Source organism: Leucobacter sp. UCMA 4100, assembly GCF_027853335.1.
Taxonomy (GTDB): domain Bacteria; phylum Actinomycetota; class Actinomycetes; order Actinomycetales; family Microbacteriaceae; genus Leucobacter_A.
Genome location: NZ_JAFEUS010000002.1, coordinates 1950717 through 1967989 on the forward strand (window position 1 = coordinate 1950717; position 17273 = coordinate 1967989).

A 17273-nucleotide genomic window follows, 5' to 3' on the forward strand; every position below is an offset into this window, starting at 1 on the left:
GCTCGCGATCCAATTCCCCTTATCGACGAGCCCCGGGGTTTTCTTTCGAGGAAACGAACATGCAAGAGCACCCCGCGCACGACCCGGCCGAGACCACATCGCACGATGCGGATCGCGCAGCCCTACCCATCCCGGCCCGCGCGCGGCGGTGGCAGATGCCCTGGCTCAACTTCGTCGCTTGCGTCGTGGTGATCGTCGGGGTTGGGGTGTTCTTGTACCCTCACATTGCCTCATGGTTTTCACAAAAAGAGCAGTCTCGCGTGACCGAGATCGCGCTCAAACAGCTCGACCAGCCGCCGAACAACGACCCCGACTTCACCGCGGCCGAGGTTGAGCGGGCGCGCGAGTACAACGATGCGCTCATGAGCGGCGCGATGCTCGAGGCCGGCGGCAACATTCCGGTCGGCGGGGCGGGTGCGGCTGGCGGCGCCGACAGCGACGCAAGCGACGCCGGCACTCAGAGCGAGAAGGCCCACCTCGAGTACGAGAGCATGCTCGATCCCACCGGCTCTGGTTTCATGGGCCGGCTCAAGTACAACGCCCTCGACATCGACCTCCCGATCTACCACGGAACCGAAGACGAAACGCTCCTGAAGGGCGTCGGCCACCTCGAAGGCACCTCGCTTCCCGTCGGGGGCGAGGGCAACCGATCGGTGCTCACCGCTCACCGCGGGCTGCCCACCGCGACGCTCTTCAACGAGCTCGACCGCGGCAAGAAGGGCGACATCATCTCGGTCACGGTGCTCGACAGCGTCTACTCGTACCGTGTCATCGACACGCAGGTCATCAGCCCCGAAAAGACCGAGGCGATCCTGCCGGTCGATGGCGAAGACCTGCTCACGCTCGTCACCTGCACACCCCTCGGCATCAACAGCCACCGCATTCTTGTCACCGCAGAACGCATCACCCCGACCCCGCCTGGCGAGGCCAAGTCGTCGATGTCGACGCCCGAACTCCCCGGCTTTCCCTGGTGGATCATCGCGGCCGGCGCCAGCATCATCATCGCCGGCGCCTACGTCTGGCGCACGGGCCGCGTGGCGGTGCCCGCGGGCGCTGGCGCTGGCGCCACTGGCGCCGCTACCACCGGTGCCGAAACTACCGATGGAGCCGAACCTGCTGGCACCGGGCCCGATGAGAACGCTGCCCCAGAGACTCGCGTTCGGGGGCGCCATCGGCGGTGATCCGCACCATTGATTTGGGCTCTTGATCTGCGCCCTGATCCGTGCCCTGACTCTCGCGGCGCGTTTCGGCACCGTACATTCGACGGGACAGCGGGTGCGAGGCAAACGGTAACGCTGCCGCTGTGCACGGTTGCGCTAGTCGAGCTCGTTGAACTGCTTTACCGCAACGATTGCCTCGGCGACGTAATCGAGCGGCTCGTTGCCCATGTACATGCTCGCGAGCCAGAGGCCGTCGCCAAAGGGAACGTAGGCGGTGTGAACGATCTGGCTTTCGAACGGTCCGCCCTCATTTGAGGTGTGCGTCATCGTGTGCGAAAACACTCGGGTGCCCTCGAGCTCAGTCTCGTCGTAGTCTTCCTCGAGAGCTCTGATGAACTCAGTGCTTTCTGGCTCGGGAATTTCAGCGACCCACTGCCAGACGCTTTGCCCGTGCAGGTAGAGCGGGTACTGGCAGCCGGTGACCTCGATGGCTGACTGGAATGCTTTTTCGGCCCGTGGGCCAGAGAACTGGTTGAACACGGCGAGGCTAACCGGCTCTACCTCAACGACCATGTTGAGATCAGTGATGGCCTTCTGCGAATCTTCGGCAGCCTTGGGGTTCAGGTCTTCGCACATGCCGGGCAGCACAAACTTCGACTCTCTGTCTTCGTCGGCGGCGCCCGTTGCCCCCTGTGTCTCGGCGGGCTTCACGGTCTCTGGCTTTTGGATGGTCGGCTCTGGCGCTTCTTCTGCGGTGCTGCATCCTGCGAGCGCGAGCGCGCCAATGAGTGCGACCGCCGGGGCGAGGAGCAACTGGCGCGTGCCACGTTCGGGTTGGTGCCGCGGCCTCGCTCGGCGGGCCTGCTTCGTGCCGTGTCTGCGTTTCGTGCTGTGTGTGCGTTTCGTGCTCTGCGCTTGCTTCGTTCGGTGCAAAGTCATGTTTGGCTACCCCTCTCAGGAACGGAAAGCCTCTCTGATCGGCACTCTACCGAAGAACGTGGGCCGGGTGTGTTGCGATTGTGGCTCGATGGGACGGCTGGTGGCCCATGCGAGCGGGCGCGCGCACTCCTGCGCCTTGCTGTGGCGCGCGGCGCACGTCTCCGGCCGCTCGCCCTCACCGCGTGGTCAAAAAATGTCGATTTTCATGAGGTTTTTCGACACTTTTTGACCACACGGCGTGCGCAGGGTGTCACCGAGCGCAGGGGAGTGCCATCCCGCGACAGGGAGTGTCACGCGGCGCGAAAGCAACGCCCACCCGGCGCCGAAACAGCGCCCGCGGCCCGCCACCCGACACAAAAAGCGGCCCGGCGTGAAATCGCACCGAGCCGCTCAGCAAACCAAAAGGCCTAGACGTTAAAGCGCCACTCGCACACGTCGCCATCCTGCATGATGTATTCCTTGCCCTCCATGCGGGCCTTGCCCTTGGCGCGGGCCTCGGCGACCGAGCCGGTCTCGACGAGGTCTTCGAACGAGATGATCTCGCCCTTGATGAAGCCCTTTTCGAAGTCGCCGTGAATGACGCCGGCGGCCTGCGGGGCAGTGGCGCCGACCGGAATGGTCCAGGCGCGTGCCTCTTTGGGGCCAGCGGTCAGGTAGGTTTGGAGGCCGAGCGTCGAGAAGCCGATGCGGGCGAGCTGGTCGAGGCCGCTCTCGGCCTGGCCGACGCTCTCGAGCAGTTCGCGTGCTTCGTCGGGGTCGAGCTCAATGAGCTCGCTCTCGAGCTTCGCGTCGAGAAAGATTGCTTTAGCGGGCGCGACCAGTGCGGCCAGTTCGTCGAGGCGCCCCTGGTCTTGCAGAATGTCTTCGTCAACGTTGAAGACGTAGAGGAAAGGCTTGCCGGTGAGTAGCCCGAGCTCGCGAATGGGCTCGAGGTCGATGCCGGCGAGCGAGAGCAGCTTGCCGTCGTTGAGCGCGGCGACTGCGGCCTTGGCTGTGTCGACGACGGCAGGGTCGATTTTCTTCGACTTGAGTTCTTTCTCGTAGCGTACGAGAGCCTTCTCGAGGGTCTGCAGGTCGGCGAGAATGAGTTCTGTGTTGATCGTCTCCATGTCGCTCGCTGGGTTCACTGAGCCGTCGACGTGAATCACGTCGGGGTCGCTGAAGCCGCGCACAACCTGCGCGATCGCGTCGGCCTCACGAATGTTCGCGAGAAACTGGTTGCCGAGGCCCTCGCCCTCGCTCGCACCGCGCACGATGCCGGCGATGTCGACGAAGCTCACAGGGGCGGGCAGAATGCGCTCTGAGCCGAAGATCTCGGCGAGCTTGTTGAGCCGCTCGTCTGGCAGGTTCACGACACCGACGTTGGGTTCGATCGTTGCGAACGGGTAGTTAGCCGCGAGAACCTGGTTGCGGGTCAGCGCGTTGAACAGAGTTGATTTGCCGACGTTAGGAAGGCCGACGATACCGATAGTTAGAGCCACGCGCTCTATTCTAGGCGACGCGGCTGTGGCGGGGCGTGAGAATCGCGTGAAATGAGCGGCGGATCGCCCCTTTCGCCACATCGCTACAGCTTCAGCGGGATCGCCTTCAACGTCGCGAGCTTGAGCCCGAGCGTCTTTGCCAGCGTGGTCACGTCAGGTGCTTCGGCTCGCGCTGCAGCATCGACGATGATGGCGGCGCATGCCTCAGCGTCGGCGAGGGCGTTGTGGTGCTGGAACTCGGTGAAGCCGGCCTCGGCCGCGGCGAAGGGCAGCGAGTGTGAGGGGATGTCGTAGGTTTTGCGTGAGACCTGCACGCTGCACAGATACTTGAACTTGGGCGTGGGTTGCACCGTCACCGAGCAGGAGGCGCGAATGACGCCCATGTCGAAGCCTGCGTTATGCGCCACGACGACGTCGCTGCCGACGAAGTCGAGCAGGCGGGGGAGCTGCTCTTCCCAGCGCTCGGCGCCGCGGGTCATCGCCTCACTGACGCCGTGTAGGTGCACGTTGAAGGGCTCGAAGGTTGCGTGCTGTTCTGGTGGCTTGATCAGCCAGTCTTCGCGCTCAACGACGGCGCCACCGCGCACGCGTACGAGGCCGACCTGGCAGGCGGAGGCACTCGAAGAGTTGGCGGTTTCAAAGTCGATTGCGGTGAAGTCTATGGGCACGAAAAGATCATGTCACATGGGTCTGACAGTGAAGTTTTGAAGCCAGAATGCGGCATATTGCAAGGAAACTCGCAGCTTCGCAGGTAGGCTAAGCCTCGTGAACGATGAAAATATCTTCAACTTTGAAGAGGTGGAAGAGCGCGAACGTAGCCCCCACCTCATCCCGTGGATTGTGACGGGTGCGCTCGCTGTTATTGCGATTCTCGTTTCTTTGATCGTCATGAATCTCGCGGGTGCTCAGGGGGGCGATGACAACACCGACAAGCCAGAGGTGACCGAACCGGTCAAGCCTGAACCGGTGAAGCCCGATCCGCAGCCAAAGCCTGACCCAAAGCCTGAGGAGCCAGAAGAGCCTGAGGTTGACCCGAATCGTCCTGACGATGCGATCGACACCGCTGATGTTTCGGTTGGCACGACGTTCTCGCTCGATGTCGAGCACGAGGGCTGGCACATGAACACTGAGGTGCCGAACAAGTTCGGCATGGAGTGGCGATACAAGCTTGAAGACGGCAACCGGTATCTTGTACTGCAGTATTCGTCGCTGATTGACTCGTTGCCAGACTCTTGTGCAGCGCAGCGCGGGCAGTGGGGCCTCGAGCGCATGGACGATGGGTCGTTCAAGGCGTACTCGCCCCAGCAGATGTGCACCGAAAATGAGGCCTTGTACACCGAGTTGCTCGGCCTCGTGCGACACATGGAAGAGTCGGCGAAGCCGCTCTCGTAAGATGAACCAAAACCGCTCAAATATCAGTATTTGAGACGTTTTTCAGGGCGTTCAGTGGAGTTCCGACAACACTGAGCGCCCTTTTGTTGTGTGCAATCGTTATGACTGCGTTATTGCGGGTACAGGAAGAAGCACAGAACGAACAGATATGATTTGAGTGTTCATACGCCAAGCATCGGGTCGTTATGGCTCCCTTTCGGCGTGCGACGTTTACATAAGGAGAAAGATAGTGAAACGATCACGTATCGGCTTTGGTGTAATCGCCATGGCTGCCGCGGGTGCACTCGTTCTCACCAGTTGCTCATCGAGCGACAATGGTGACAAAGGCGAAGGCACCGCTACGGGCGGCGGCATTATCTCGGTGAACATCACCGAGCCACAAAAAGGTTTGATTCCTGCTGATACCACCGAGGTTGGTGGCGGCAAGGTTGTTGACGCTCTGTGGGAAGGCCTCGTGTACTACGATGCCGACGGCCAGACCCAGATGGGTGTAGCCGAGTCAATCGAGCTCAACGACGATGGGCTGTGGGAAGTGAAGCTTCGCGACGACGCGGTGTTCTCTGACGGCACCCCTGTTCTCGCAAAGAACTTCGTTGATGCCTGGAACTACGCGGCAAACCCCGCAAACGCTCTCGGTAACCAGACCTTCTTCGCTGACATCGCTGGCTTCAGCGAGGCAGACGACAAGGAAGCGATGGAAGGCCTCGTCGTCGTTGACGACCACACCTTCACCATCGATGCAACCCCTGACTTCGCAGACCGTCTCGGCTACTCGGCGTACTACCCGCTGCCTGACGTTGCTTTCGAAGATATGGAAGCATTCGGTCAGAACCCCATCGGTAACGGCCTCTACAAGCTCGATGGCGACAACGCTTGGAAGCACGACGTTGAGCTCAACCTCGTGAAGAACGACACCTACGTTGGCCCCCGCGAGGTAGCAAACGACGGTCTGCACATGAAGGTTTACGCATCACTCGATGCTGCGTACACCGACCTTGAGGCAGGCAACCTTGACGTGCTTGACCAGATCCCTGATACGGCATTCGACGTGTTCCAGGACACACTTGGCGACCGTGCGGTCTTCCAGGGTGGCGCACTGCTCACCACGCTGACCATCTCAGAGAACCTCGAGCACTTCGAGGGCGAAGAGGGCAAGCTGCGTCGCGCGGCTCTCTCGATGGCTATCGATCGTGACGAGCTCATTGACGTGATCTTCAACGGCACGAACATCGCTGCGACCGACTTCACGTCACCCGTTGTCGATGGTTACACCGACAAGCTCAAGGGCGCAGAGAAGCTCAAGTTCAACGCTGACGAGGCCAAGAAGCTCTGGGCCGAGGCAGACGAGATTAGCCCCTTCGAGGGCAGCATCGAAGTTGCAACGAACTCAGACGGCCCGCACCAGGTGTGGATCGAGGCAGTTGCGAACCAGTGGAACCAGAACCTTGGCGTCGAGTCGGCTCCGAAGCTCTACCCAACCTTCCCTGCGTTCCTCGATGACCGTGAGCAGGACACCGTTGGTGGCCCCTTCCGTGCTGGCTGGCAGGGTGACTACCCGGGTGCATACAACTACCTGTACCCGCTCTACGCAACCGGTTCAAGCTCGAACCACGGTTTCTACGCGAACCCCGAGTTCGACAAGCTCCTCAAGGAAGGCGTCGAGGCAACCGATCACGACGAGACCGTGAAGAAGTTCCACGAGGCTCAGGAAATCCTTCTTGAAGATCTCCCATCGATTCCTCTCTGGTACCAGGGCACCACTGGTGGCTGGAGCGAGTCGGTTGACAACGTGACGTTCGGCTGGAACTCAGTGCCGATCTTCAACGAGATCACCAAGAAATAGCACAGCGACAAGAGGCCCTGGGCTTACAGTCCAGGGCCTCTTATTTGTCTGCGTGTAACCCGTTCACGCAATGACGCTTTAACGGTTTCAGACACAGGGCTTGAGAGCCTGAACGATTTTGCGAGAGAATACGCTTCATGCAAGAAAACAATAGGGAGATCTCACAATGCTGAGATACATCATCTTCCGAGTGCTGCAGGTCATCCCTGTTCTACTGGGCACAACGTTTCTGATCTACTTTATGGTCTTTGCGATGCCGGGCGATCCGGTCGCGGCCATGTTCGGTGAAAAGGTACCGAGCGAAGCGGTCATTGAACGGCTCAGAGAGCAATACAATCTTGATAAGCCTTTCTTCGTGCAATATCTGCTCTACTTGAAGGGCATTTTTGTTGGCGACTTTGGTATTAGCTTCTCAGGCGAGCCCGTCTCACAAATTCTTGGCCGTACCTTCCCGGTTACCATCAAGCTCTCGCTCATGGCAATCGCGATCGAACTCGTCATCGCGATTATCGTGGGCCTCTTCTCAGGGCTCCGCAAGGGCAAGTTCTTTGACAACATCAACCTGATCATCGCCCTGCTCTTCATGAGCATCCCGATCTTCGTGATCGCCTTCATCGCCCAGTACGGTCTTGGTATTCAGCTTGGCTGGTTTAAACCGACGGTCAGCGGCGGTGCCCCGATTCAAGAGCTCCTTCTCCCCGCAATTGTGCTTGGGGTGAGCCTCTACGCGACGAGCATGCGTCTCACGCGCTCTTCGGTCATCGACACTTTGAACCAGGACTTTGTGCGCACCGCGTACGCAAAGGGCCTCTCGCGTAACCGCGTTGTTCCCGTGCACGTTCTGCGCAACTCGCTCATCCCGACCATCACGAACACCGCGACCGACTTCGGCACGCTCATGGTTGGTGCGACGGTGACCGAGGGCATCTTCAACGTTCCCGGTGTCGGTAACGTGCTCTTCCAAGCTATTCTCAAGGGCGAAAACTCAACGGTCGTGTCATTCGTGACTGTCATGGTGTTGATTTACCTTGGCGTCAACCTTGTTGTTGACCTGCTGTACGCCCTGCTCGACCCGAGGATCAGGTATGCATAACCCAAACGCACAGCCCGAACGCCCTCCGATTGAGCACTTTGTTGCTCCAATCGAAGAAACCCCCATCGCCTCAGTCGATGCGGTCAAGGTTTCATCACGCAAGTCGAGTCTGTGGCGAGATGCGTGGCGCGATATGCGCTCACGCCCCATGTTCTGGATTTCGGCCGCGGTGATTCTGCTGGTGCTGATCGTGTCACTCTTCCCGACACTCTTCACTCAGCTCAACCCCCGCGACTGCGTGCTCGCGAACTCGAACGCGGCTCCTAACGCGGGCCACCCACTGGGTTTCAACAAGCAGGGTTGCGACGTATACACGCGCATCATTCACGGCACCTCGACATCGGTGAGCGTTGGCCTGATCGTGATTCTCATCACCTTCGTTGTCGGCACGATCATGGGCGCCGTCGCAGGCTTCTTCGGCGGCAAGGTTGACACCGTGCTTTCACGTCTCGGCGACATCTTCTTCTCGATTCCTTACATCCTCGCTGCTGTCGTCGTCATGAGCGTGCTCTCGCAGCACCGCAACCCGTTCGTGATCGCCTTGGCGATCGGCGGGTTCTCATGGCCGATTACCGCGAGAATCGTGCGAAGTGAAATTCTTCGAGTGAAGAATGCTGACTTCGTCATGGCCGCTGAATCAGTCGGTCTGACTCGGATAGAGACGCTCTGGCGCCACGTTTTGCCGAACGCCATCGCTCCGGCGATCGTCGTCACCACGCTGTCACTCTCAAGCGCGATTGTTGCAGAGGCAACGCTCTCGTTCTTGGGTGTCGGTCTCCCTCCCGGCGACTTCATTAGCTGGGGCAACGACATTAGCTCCGCTCAGCTGTCACTTCGTACTGACCCGATGCCGCTGATTTACCCCTCGCTCGCGCTGACCGTGACCGTGCTTGGCTTCGTGCTGCTCGGTGAGGTTGTTCGCGACGCACTTGATCCGAAGGCGAGGGCGAGACGATGACCGAGGAACGCACCACACCTATGATGCAGCCACTGCTCTCTGTTCGTGACCTCCGCGTCGCGTTCACCACTGACAAGGTCGAAAAAGAGGTCGTTCACGGCGTCAACTTCGACGTGTTTCCTGGCGAAACGGTCGCAATCGTTGGCGAGTCGGGGTCGGGCAAATCGACCACGATGCACGCCGTTATTAACCTCCTTCCTGGCACCGGTAAAATCACCGGCGGCTCGGTAAAGTGGCGCGATCGCGAGCTCGTTGGCGTCGGCCGCCGTGACATGGAGAGCCTGAGGGGCCGCGAGATTGGTCTCGTTCCGCAGGACCCGATGTCGAACTTGAACCCGGTCTGGTCTATTGGATTCCAGATCGAAGAAGCCATTCGAGCCAACGGCGTCGCCAAGGGGCGCAAAGCCGTGAAGGAGCGCGCTGTAGAGGTGCTCAAACAGGCCGGCCTTGCCGATGCTGAGCGCCGCATGAAGCAGTACCCGCACCAGTTCTCTGGCGGTATGAAGCAGCGTGCCCTCATCGGCATTGGGCTTTCTGCCGAGCCTGATCTGCTTATCGCTGATGAGCCGACGTCGGCGCTCGACGTGACGGTGCAGAAGGTTGTGCTCGACCACCTGCAAACCCTCACCGACGAGGCAGGCACTGCGCTCGTGTTCATTACGCACGACCTTGGCCTCGCCGCTGAGCGTGCCGAGAAACTCATCGTGATGTACCAGGGCAACATTGTCGAGTCAGGGCCAAGCCGTGAGATTCTGCAGCGCCCGCAGCACCCGTACACGAAGCGCCTCGTCGCTGCGGCTCCGAGCATCGCCTCGCGCCGTATCGAGGTTTCGGCCGACCCGGTCACCCAGACCACTGACGTGGTCGATGTGACGCAGCTCGCTGAACTAGGCGACGAACGCCGCATCAACTACGGCGAAGAGGTAGTCAAGGTCGAGGGGCTCAGCAAGGTGTACAAGCTGCGCAAGGGCAACTTCGGTACCGAAGACCTGCATGCCGTGAGCGATGCCAACTTCGTCATTCACCGTGGCGAGACCATGGCTCTCGTAGGAGAGTCGGGCTCGGGTAAGTCGACCATCGCCAAGATGGTGCTGCAGCTCGAGAAGCCCACGGCCGGAACGATCACGATCGACGGGCAAGACACCTCAAAGCTCAACGGTTCAGAACTGTTCGACCTGCGTCGCAAGCTGCAGCCGGTCTTCCAGGACCCGTATGGCTCGCTCGATCCGCTGCACAACATCGGCAACACGATCATGGAGCCGCTCAACGTGCACAAGGTTGGCGACCCAGCGAGCCGCAAGCGCCGTGTGCTCGAGCTGCTCGACCAGGTGTCGCTTCCGCGTGAACTCGCGACCCGCTACCCGAACGAGCTCTCGGGCGGCCAGCGCCAGCGGGTTGCGGTTGCTCGTGGCCTCGCGTTGAAGCCCGACATTCTCGTGCTCGACGAGGCGGTCTCGGCTCTTGACGTTCTCGTGCAGGCACAGATTCTCGACCTGCTCGCCGAACTGCAGCGTGACCTGGGGTTGACATACCTGTTCATCACCCACGACCTCGCAGTCGTGCGCCTCATCGCAGACCGCGTGTGTGTGATGCGTCAGGGCGAGATCATCGAGCAGTCGACGACCACCGAGGTGTTCGACAATGCGCGCGAAGACTACACAAAGAACCTGCTCGCGGCCATTCCCGGCGCGAACATTGAGCTCGGCTTGACTGACCGCTAGCCGCTCGAACGCCAAGCGCCCCCTTGCAGCCGTGCCCCGTGCCGGCCGGCGAGGGGGCGCTTCGCGTTCGGCGCAGGGCGCCTCGTAGACCGGTGCGGGCGGCCCGCGCGGGCGCGATCCGCAACGAAAATAGCGGAAAGCCCCCGATTTTCAGCCAATTCCGATAAGATAGCTCGTCGGCCATCTGTCGGCCACGATCATTACCATCCTGTAAGGAACCACACATGGCGCTCGCCACCCGCGAAGATCTTCGCAACGTAGCAATCGTTGCGCACGTTGACCACGGCAAGACCACTCTTGTCAATGCAATGCTGACGCAAACTAACTCTTTCGACGCACACGAGCAGGTCGACGATCGTGTGATGGACTCTGGCGACCTTGAACGCGAGAAGGGCATCACCATTCTCGCGAAGAACACCGCCATCTCGTACGAGGGCGAGCACGCCCAGAACGGCCCGATCACGATTAACGTCGTTGATACCCCGGGCCACGCCGACTTCGGTGGCGAGGTTGAGCGCGCGCTCTCGATGGTTGACGGCGTTGTGCTGCTCGTTGACTCGGCCGAAGGCCCGCTGCCACAGACCCGCTTCGTGCTACGCAAGGCTCTCGAGGCAAAGCTGCCCGTGATCCTCGCAGTCAACAAGACTGACCGTGCCGACGCTCGCATCGAAGAGGTCGAGGGTGAGGCGCAGGACTTGCTGCTCGGTCTCGCATCAGACCTCAGCGAAGACAACCCAGACATCGACATCGACGCCGTGCTCGACGTGCCGACCGTGTACCTCTCGGGCCGTGCTGGCGCCGCGAGCCACAAGCGCCCCGAAAATGGCACTTTGCCTGATCATGAAGATCTTGAGGCGCTCTTCCAGACGATTCTCGAGCGCGTTCCGGCTCCGCAGTACGACGATGAGTTCCCGCTTCAGGCGCACGTGACGAACCTCGACTCGTCACCGTTCCTCGGGCGTATTGCGTTGCTTCGCGTGCACCACGGTGAGATCCACAAGGGCGAGACCGTCGCGTGGGTCAAGCAGGACGGCAGCGTGCAGCAGGTTCGCATCACCGAAATGATGCTCACCAAAGCGCTCACCCGTTTCCCGGCAGATGTTGCAGGCCCCGGTGACATTGTGGCTATCGCCGGTATCGAAGACATCACGATTGGCGAGACGATTGCCGACGCTGAAGACGTGCGCCCACTCCCGTCGATTGAGATCGACGACCCGGCCATCTCGATGACCATCGGTGCGAACACCTCGCCGCTCGTCGGCAAGGTCAAGGGCCACAAGCTCACCGCCCGTATGATCAAGGATCGCCTCGACCGCGAGCTCATCGGTAACGTCTCGCTCAAGGTGCTCAACACCGACCGTCCCGACGCGTGGGAGGTGCAGGGCCGCGGCGAGCTCGCCCTGTCGATCCTCGTCGAGAACATGCGTCGCGAGGGCTTCGAGCTCACTGTTGGCAAGCCGCAGGTTGTGACCCGCGAGGTTGACGGCAAGACGCAGGAGCCATACGAGCACCTCACGATCGATACCCCCGAAGAGCACCTCGGCGCGATCACGCAGCTGCTGGCCGTGCGCAAGGGCCGCCTCGAAAACATGGTCAACAACGGCACCGGCTGGGTGCGCCTTGAGTTCATCGTTCCGGCTCGTGGCCTCATTGGTTTCCGCTCGGAGTTCATGACGACCACGCGCGGTAACGGTATCGCCAACGCGATTTCGCAGGGCTACGGCGAGTGGGCCGGCGCGATCAACACGCGTGCCCACGGCTCGATCGTTGCAGACCGTAACGGTGTTGTCACCCCGTTTGCGATGATCAACCTGCAGGAGCGCATGTCGTTCTTCGTGCAGCCCACGCAAGAGGTGTACGAGGGTATGGTCATTGGCGAGAACTCACGTTCAGAAGACATGGACGTGAACATCACCAAAGAGAAGAAGCTCACGAACATGCGTGCTGCGAGCTCAGACACGTTTGAGGCGCTCACGCCGCCCCGCGACCTCACGCTCGAAGAGAGCCTCGAGTTTGCGAACTCTGACGAGTGCGTCGAGGTGACCCCAGAGGTCGTGCGCATTCGTAAGGTCGAGCTCGACTCGAACGCCCGTGCGCGTTCGGTTTCGCGCCAGAAGAACCAGAAGTAGCGTTCGTTGTGGGGCGGATCGCGCCCCGTAACACGTAACGCCCGCCATCTCGCGGGCCGAGAGACCGGTTGCCCTGTTGGGGTGCCGGTCTCTTTGCGTTGTGCCGCCTTGGCTGGGAGCCCGGGGCAGGGGCCTGGGCCTGGGCCTTCGGGCGTCAGCACCTCGGGTGTGGCGAGGGGGTCGTGCAGGTAGTTTTGCGGTCTACTTGACGAAAAGCAGGGTGTTTTCGGCAGAACACCCTGCTTTTCGTCAAGCCACGGCCGCTTCTTGCCGAGTGTCAGTGGCCTCTCGTATGATCAGGACATGGCACTCATTTATGAGACATGGATGTCTCCCACCAAACTCGAAATTCTCGCCGCCTGGTTGCCAAAGCAGCCCTGGTTTGAGGGCGACGCATCTCAGCTGCGAGCGGTTGGCGCTTACCGTTTCGATGACCCCGAGGGTGAGGTGGGCGTCGAAGGCCACCTCGTGACGGCGGGCGACGAGACGGTGTACCACGTGCCCGTCACCTACCGGGGCGCACCGCTTGCCGAGGGCGAAGCGTTTCTCATGAGCACGACCGAGCATGGCGTGCACGGCACCCGTTGGGTGTATGACGCGATGGGCGACCCGGTGTACCGTCACGTGCTCGCCGTCGCGATTGCGCAGGGCGGCACCGAAGCGAGCGAGCAAACCGCGCTCTAGGGCGGGGGCAGTGAACCGCGCCCGGTCACGACTCACGTGCGTGGCTCAGGCGAGCCCGGCGCGATCGTGCCAGACCTGTCAGGTGGGCAGGTCACGAGCGAAGACGGCATCAGCTACGCGCAAACGCCATTCGCTGCGCTCGCGGTCAAACGGGTGGCCACGCGGGCGGGCAGCGGCCCCGAAGAGGCGGCAGTGCTCACAGCTACCTGGCCCGGGCACGAAGCCCCCGAAGTGCTCGCGATCATGCACGTTGGGGCACGTGACCTCGGCGAGCAGCCCGAGTAGCTCGAAGAGCTGAGCATCAGACCCCGGGGCTCTGCGATTCGGCTGCCCGGGTGTTGCTAGAGTGCCACAAGACCATTCGAACCCACGACCACACTGTTAGGACCGAACCATGAGCTGGATCATGCCGTCAGAAACCGCACGTCACGAGCGCACCTACCTTGCGTTCCCAGCGGCGGGCCCGACTCTCGGCGAGACTGACGCTGAAAAAGAAGAGTGCTACAGGGCGTGGTCTGAGGTAGCGCTCAAGGTCGCCGAGTTCGAGCCGGTGACGGTGCTTGTCGATCCGACCGAGATTCAGCGTGCCAAGAACATGCTCGGCAGCGACGTCGATCACCTTGTGGCACCGGTCGATGAGTTTTGGGTGCGTGACCACGGGCCGAGCTTTGTCGTCGACGCAGGCCGGTTGGGCGCCGTCTCATGGACCTTCAACGGCTGGGGCGCGAACGACTGGGCCGAGTGGGAGAAATCGTCGCAGCACGGGCGCATCATTGCCGAGTACGCCGGCGCCGAGCTCATCACCTCAAGCATGGTCAACGAGGGCGGCGGCATTCACGTTGATGGCCAGGGCACGGTCCTGCTCACTGAGACGGTCCAGCTCGATACACGCCGCAACCCTGGAGCGACGAAGGCGCAGGTGGAGGCCGAGCTGGAGCGCACGATCGGAGCGAGCAACTTCGTGTGGGTTCCTCGGGGGCTCGCCGCTGACTACGAAGAGTTCGGCACGAACGGGCACATCGATATCATCGCGACCATTGCCGCCCCCGGCACGGTGCTCATGCACACGCAAGCGAATGAGCATCACCCAGACTTCGCAGTGGTCCCGCTCATCCGTGAGGCCTTGGCGGCCGCGCACGACGCCGAGGGGCATGCGTTCGAGATCATCGAGGTGCCTGGCCCTGAGACGGTGCGCTCTGGAGGCGAGCTTGTCGACTGGAGCTACATTAACCACCTCGCCGTCAACGGCGGAGTGATCGCGTGTGGCTTCGGTGATCCCTACGCCGACGACCGGGCGCGCGACATTCTCGGTGCGGCATACGGCCGTGACGTCGTGAGTATCGACGCGCGCCCGTTCTTTGCCCGCGGCGGGGGTGTGCACTGCATTACCCAGCAGCAGCCCGCGCTGTAGACTGGGGGAATGATTCGCCATTTTCTTCGCGACGACGACCTGAGCCCCAGCGAGCAGCGTGAGGTACTTGACCTTGCGTTAGTGCTGAAAGCTGCCCCCTACTCGCGAAAGCCTCTTGAGGGCCCGCAGTCGGTTGCAGTGATCTTTGACAAGACCTCGACGCGTACACGGTTCAGCTTTGCCGCCGGAGTCGCAGAGCTCGGTGGCAACCCGATCATCGTGAACCCCGGCGAAGCGCAGCTCGGCGTGAAAGAGAGCATCGCCGACTCGGCGAAGGTGCTCTCACGCATGGTCTCGGCCGTCGTGTGGCGTACGTTTGCGCACTCGGGGGTTGAAGAGATGGCCGCGAACGCGACCGTTCCCGTGATCAACTCACTCACCGACGATTTTCACCCGTGCCAGATTCTTGCTGATCTGCAAACGATTCGCGAGGCGAAGGGCGAGCTTGCTGGCCTCACCGCGACCTACGTGGGCGACGCCGCGAACAACATGGGTCACTCGTACCTGCTCGGCTTTGCGACAGCAGGCATGCATATTCGCGTTGCCGGGCCCGAGGGCTACCACCCCCGTGCCGACATCGTGGCCGATGCTGAGCGCATTGCTGCCGAGACCGGCGGCAGCGTGACGGTCACGACCGACCCGATCGCGGCGACCGCTGGGAGCGACGTTGTCATTACCGACACCTGGGTGTCGATGGGGCAGGAAGATGAGGCGAAAGCCCGCATCGAGCTCTTCGGGGCATACCGCGTGACCCCCGAGCTCATGGCGCACGCCGATGAGGCAGCAATCTTTATGCACTGCCTGCCCGCCTACCGTGAGTACGAGGTGGCCCCGGAGGTCATCGATGGCCCGCAGAGCGTGGTGTGGCAGGAAGCCGAGAATCGCGTTCACGCGCAAAAAGCACTCATGACCTGGCTCTTGGAGGAATCGAAAAAATGACCGAGCAGAACAACCGCGCAGGCGAAGCTGGAGCCCTCTGGGGTGGTCGATTTGCGTCGGGCCCGTCGCCCGAATTGCAGGTCATTAGCAAATCGACTCAATTTGACTGGATCCTGGCGCCATATGACATTGCCGGTTCAAAAGCCCACGCGACGGCACTGGCCGACGCCGGTTATCTCTCGGCAGAAGAACTCACTGAAATGCACGCAGCGCTTGACGAGTTGCTCGCTCGAGTCGCCGACGGTCGCTTCGTTGCTGCCGATGATGACGAAGACGTACACTCGGCGCTCGAACGCGGGCTCATCGACATCGCAGGCGGTCATCTCGGCGGCAAGCTGAGAGCCGGACGCAGCCGCAACGACCAAATTGCGACGCTCGTGCGGCTGTACCTGCTCGATCACTCGGCGGTGATCCGCGAGGGTATTATTCACGTCATCGAGGCGCTGCTCGATCAGGCACTTACTCACCCCGAGGCGATTTTGCCGGGGCGCACGCACCTGCAGCATGCTCAGCCGGTACTGCTCGCGCACCAGCTCGCGGCTCACGCGTGGCCACTCGTTCGCGACCTTGAACGGCTGCGTGATTGGGAGGCCCGCGCGCGCTTCTCGCCCTATGGCGGGGGAGCGCTTGCTGGGTCTTCGCTGGGACTAGACCCGCGACTTGTTGCGAGGGAATTGGGGCTCGGCGATCCGCTAGAAAACTCGATCGACGGCACCGCGGCTCGCGACGTCGTCGCTGAGTTTGCCTTTATCGCCGCACAGATCGGTATCGACCTCTCACGTTTCTCAGAAGAAATCATTCTCTGGAACACGAAGGAGTTCGGCTTTGTGCGCCTGCACGATGGCTACTCGACCGGCTCATCGATCATGCCGCAGAAGAAAAACCCCGACATCGCCGAGCTCGCGCGCGGCAAGTCGGGCCGGCTCATCGGCAACCTGACGGGGCTGCTCGCGACGCTGAAGGCCATGCCGCTCGCGTATAACCGAGATCTTCAGGAAGATAAAGAGCCGGTGTTTGACTCGGTTCACCAGCTCGAAATGGTGCTGCCGGCCTTCGCTGGCATGGTCGCGACGATGACCTTTGACACTGAGCGTATGGCCGAGCTTGCGCCGCAGGGCTTCTCGCTCGCGACCGACGTCGCCGAGTGGCTCGTGAAGCAGGGCGTGATTTTCCGCGATGCTCATGAGATCTCGGGCGAGCTCGTTCGGTACTGCGAAGAGCGCGGTCTCGAGCTGCACGAGCCCGATGATGAGGCGCTCGCGGGCGTCTCACCGTACTTGAACGCCGGGGTACGCGAAGTGCTCACAATCGAGGGCTCAGTGAACTCTCGAGTCGGCATGGGCGGCACCGCTCGGGTGCGGGTAGACGAGCAGCTTGCAAGGCTCGCCGAACGAATCGGCGAGTTTCGTATGACGAAATAATCACTGAAATCAGGGATTCCAGTCGGTCAGAGAGTCGCGGTAGACTGCGAATCATTCAGACTACAGATGGAGGTCTTGTGCTGACGTATGCCGTGCATGGGC

Annotated in this window: 15 protein-coding genes; 12 read left to right on the plus strand and 3 right to left on the minus strand. The window is 61.4% G+C overall.

Features of this window, described 5'->3' with window-relative positions:
• Positions 1 to 59 precede the first annotated feature (59 nt).
• A complete protein-coding gene (locus tag JSO19_RS09145) occupies positions 60 to 1181 on the plus strand; it encodes a class C sortase (RefSeq protein ID WP_270911252.1) in 1122 nt (373 codons plus the stop codon).
• Between the two features lie 135 nt (positions 1182 to 1316).
• On the opposite strand, the gene JSO19_RS09150 is transcribed toward JSO19_RS09145, so the two are convergent.
• The 3 genes from JSO19_RS09150 to JSO19_RS09160 form a co-directional block, all read right to left on the minus strand.
• Positions 1317 to 2099, minus strand: coding sequence for a hypothetical protein (locus JSO19_RS09150; RefSeq protein WP_270911253.1), 783 nt, complete (start codon positions 2097 to 2099; stop codon positions 1317 to 1319).
• A 407-nt stretch (positions 2100 to 2506) separates the two neighbouring features.
• Positions 2507 to 3580, minus strand: coding sequence for a redox-regulated ATPase YchF (ychF, locus tag JSO19_RS09155; protein WP_270911255.1), 1074 nt, complete (start codon positions 3578 to 3580; stop codon positions 2507 to 2509).
• An 83-nt stretch (positions 3581 to 3663) separates the two neighbouring features.
• Positions 3664 to 4248: an exonuclease domain-containing protein gene (locus tag JSO19_RS09160; protein WP_270911257.1), complete on the minus strand. Its 585-nt coding sequence runs from the start codon at positions 4246 to 4248 to the stop codon at positions 3664 to 3666.
• A gap of 97 nt (positions 4249 to 4345) precedes the next feature.
• On the opposite strand from JSO19_RS09160, the gene JSO19_RS09165 reads away from it, so the two are divergent.
• From JSO19_RS09165 to argH, 11 genes are all read left to right on the plus strand, one after another.
• The gene (locus tag JSO19_RS09165) at positions 4346 to 4972 is read left to right on the plus strand and encodes a hypothetical protein (RefSeq protein ID WP_270911259.1); all 627 of its coding nucleotides are present in this window, start codon (positions 4346 to 4348) and stop codon (positions 4970 to 4972) included.
• A 229-nt stretch (positions 4973 to 5201) separates the two neighbouring features.
• Complete coding sequence (locus JSO19_RS09170; RefSeq protein WP_270911261.1) at positions 5202 to 6815, plus strand: peptide ABC transporter substrate-binding protein; 1614 nt, start codon at positions 5202 to 5204, stop codon at positions 6813 to 6815.
• Positions 6816 to 6981: 166 nt separating this feature from the next.
• Entirely contained in the window at positions 6982 to 7908 is a 927-nt protein-coding gene (locus JSO19_RS09175) for an ABC transporter permease (protein ID WP_270911262.1), read from the plus strand.
• Positions 7901 to 8866, plus strand: a complete 966-nt coding sequence (locus tag JSO19_RS09180) for an ABC transporter permease (RefSeq protein WP_270911263.1) — start codon at positions 7901 to 7903, stop codon at positions 8864 to 8866. Before JSO19_RS09175 ends, JSO19_RS09180 begins: the two co-directional genes overlap by 8 nt.
• The gene (locus JSO19_RS09185) at positions 8863 to 10587 is read left to right on the plus strand and encodes a dipeptide ABC transporter ATP-binding protein (protein WP_270911265.1); all 1725 of its coding nucleotides are present in this window, start codon (positions 8863 to 8865) and stop codon (positions 10585 to 10587) included. The genes JSO19_RS09180 and JSO19_RS09185 overlap by 4 nt, the downstream gene beginning before the upstream one ends.
• A gap of 224 nt (positions 10588 to 10811) precedes the next feature.
• Positions 10812 to 12716 carry a translational GTPase TypA gene (typA, locus tag JSO19_RS09190; RefSeq protein WP_270911267.1) on the plus strand — a complete coding sequence of 635 codons (1905 nt, stop codon included), beginning with the start codon at positions 10812 to 10814 and terminating at the stop codon, positions 12714 to 12716.
• A 303-nt stretch (positions 12717 to 13019) separates the two neighbouring features.
• Positions 13020 to 13400, plus strand: a complete 381-nt coding sequence (locus tag JSO19_RS09195) for a CG0192-related protein (protein WP_270911268.1) — start codon at positions 13020 to 13022, stop codon at positions 13398 to 13400.
• Between the two features lie 66 nt (positions 13401 to 13466).
• A complete protein-coding gene (locus tag JSO19_RS09200; RefSeq protein WP_270911269.1) occupies positions 13467 to 13685 on the plus strand; it encodes a hypothetical protein in 219 nt (72 codons plus the stop codon).
• 109 nt (positions 13686 to 13794) lie between these two features.
• Positions 13795 to 14811 carry an agmatine deiminase family protein gene (locus JSO19_RS09205; protein WP_270911270.1) on the plus strand — a complete coding sequence of 339 codons (1017 nt, stop codon included), beginning with the start codon at positions 13795 to 13797 and terminating at the stop codon, positions 14809 to 14811.
• Between the two features lie 9 nt (positions 14812 to 14820).
• On the plus strand, positions 14821 to 15750 hold the full coding sequence (gene argF, locus JSO19_RS09210) for an ornithine carbamoyltransferase (RefSeq protein WP_270911272.1): 930 nt from the start codon (positions 14821 to 14823) through the stop codon (positions 15748 to 15750).
• Entirely contained in the window at positions 15747 to 17171 is a 1425-nt protein-coding gene (gene argH / locus JSO19_RS09215) for an argininosuccinate lyase (RefSeq protein WP_270911273.1), read from the plus strand. The genes argF and argH overlap by 4 nt, the downstream gene beginning before the upstream one ends.
• Positions 17172 to 17273: the final 102 nt, after the last annotated feature.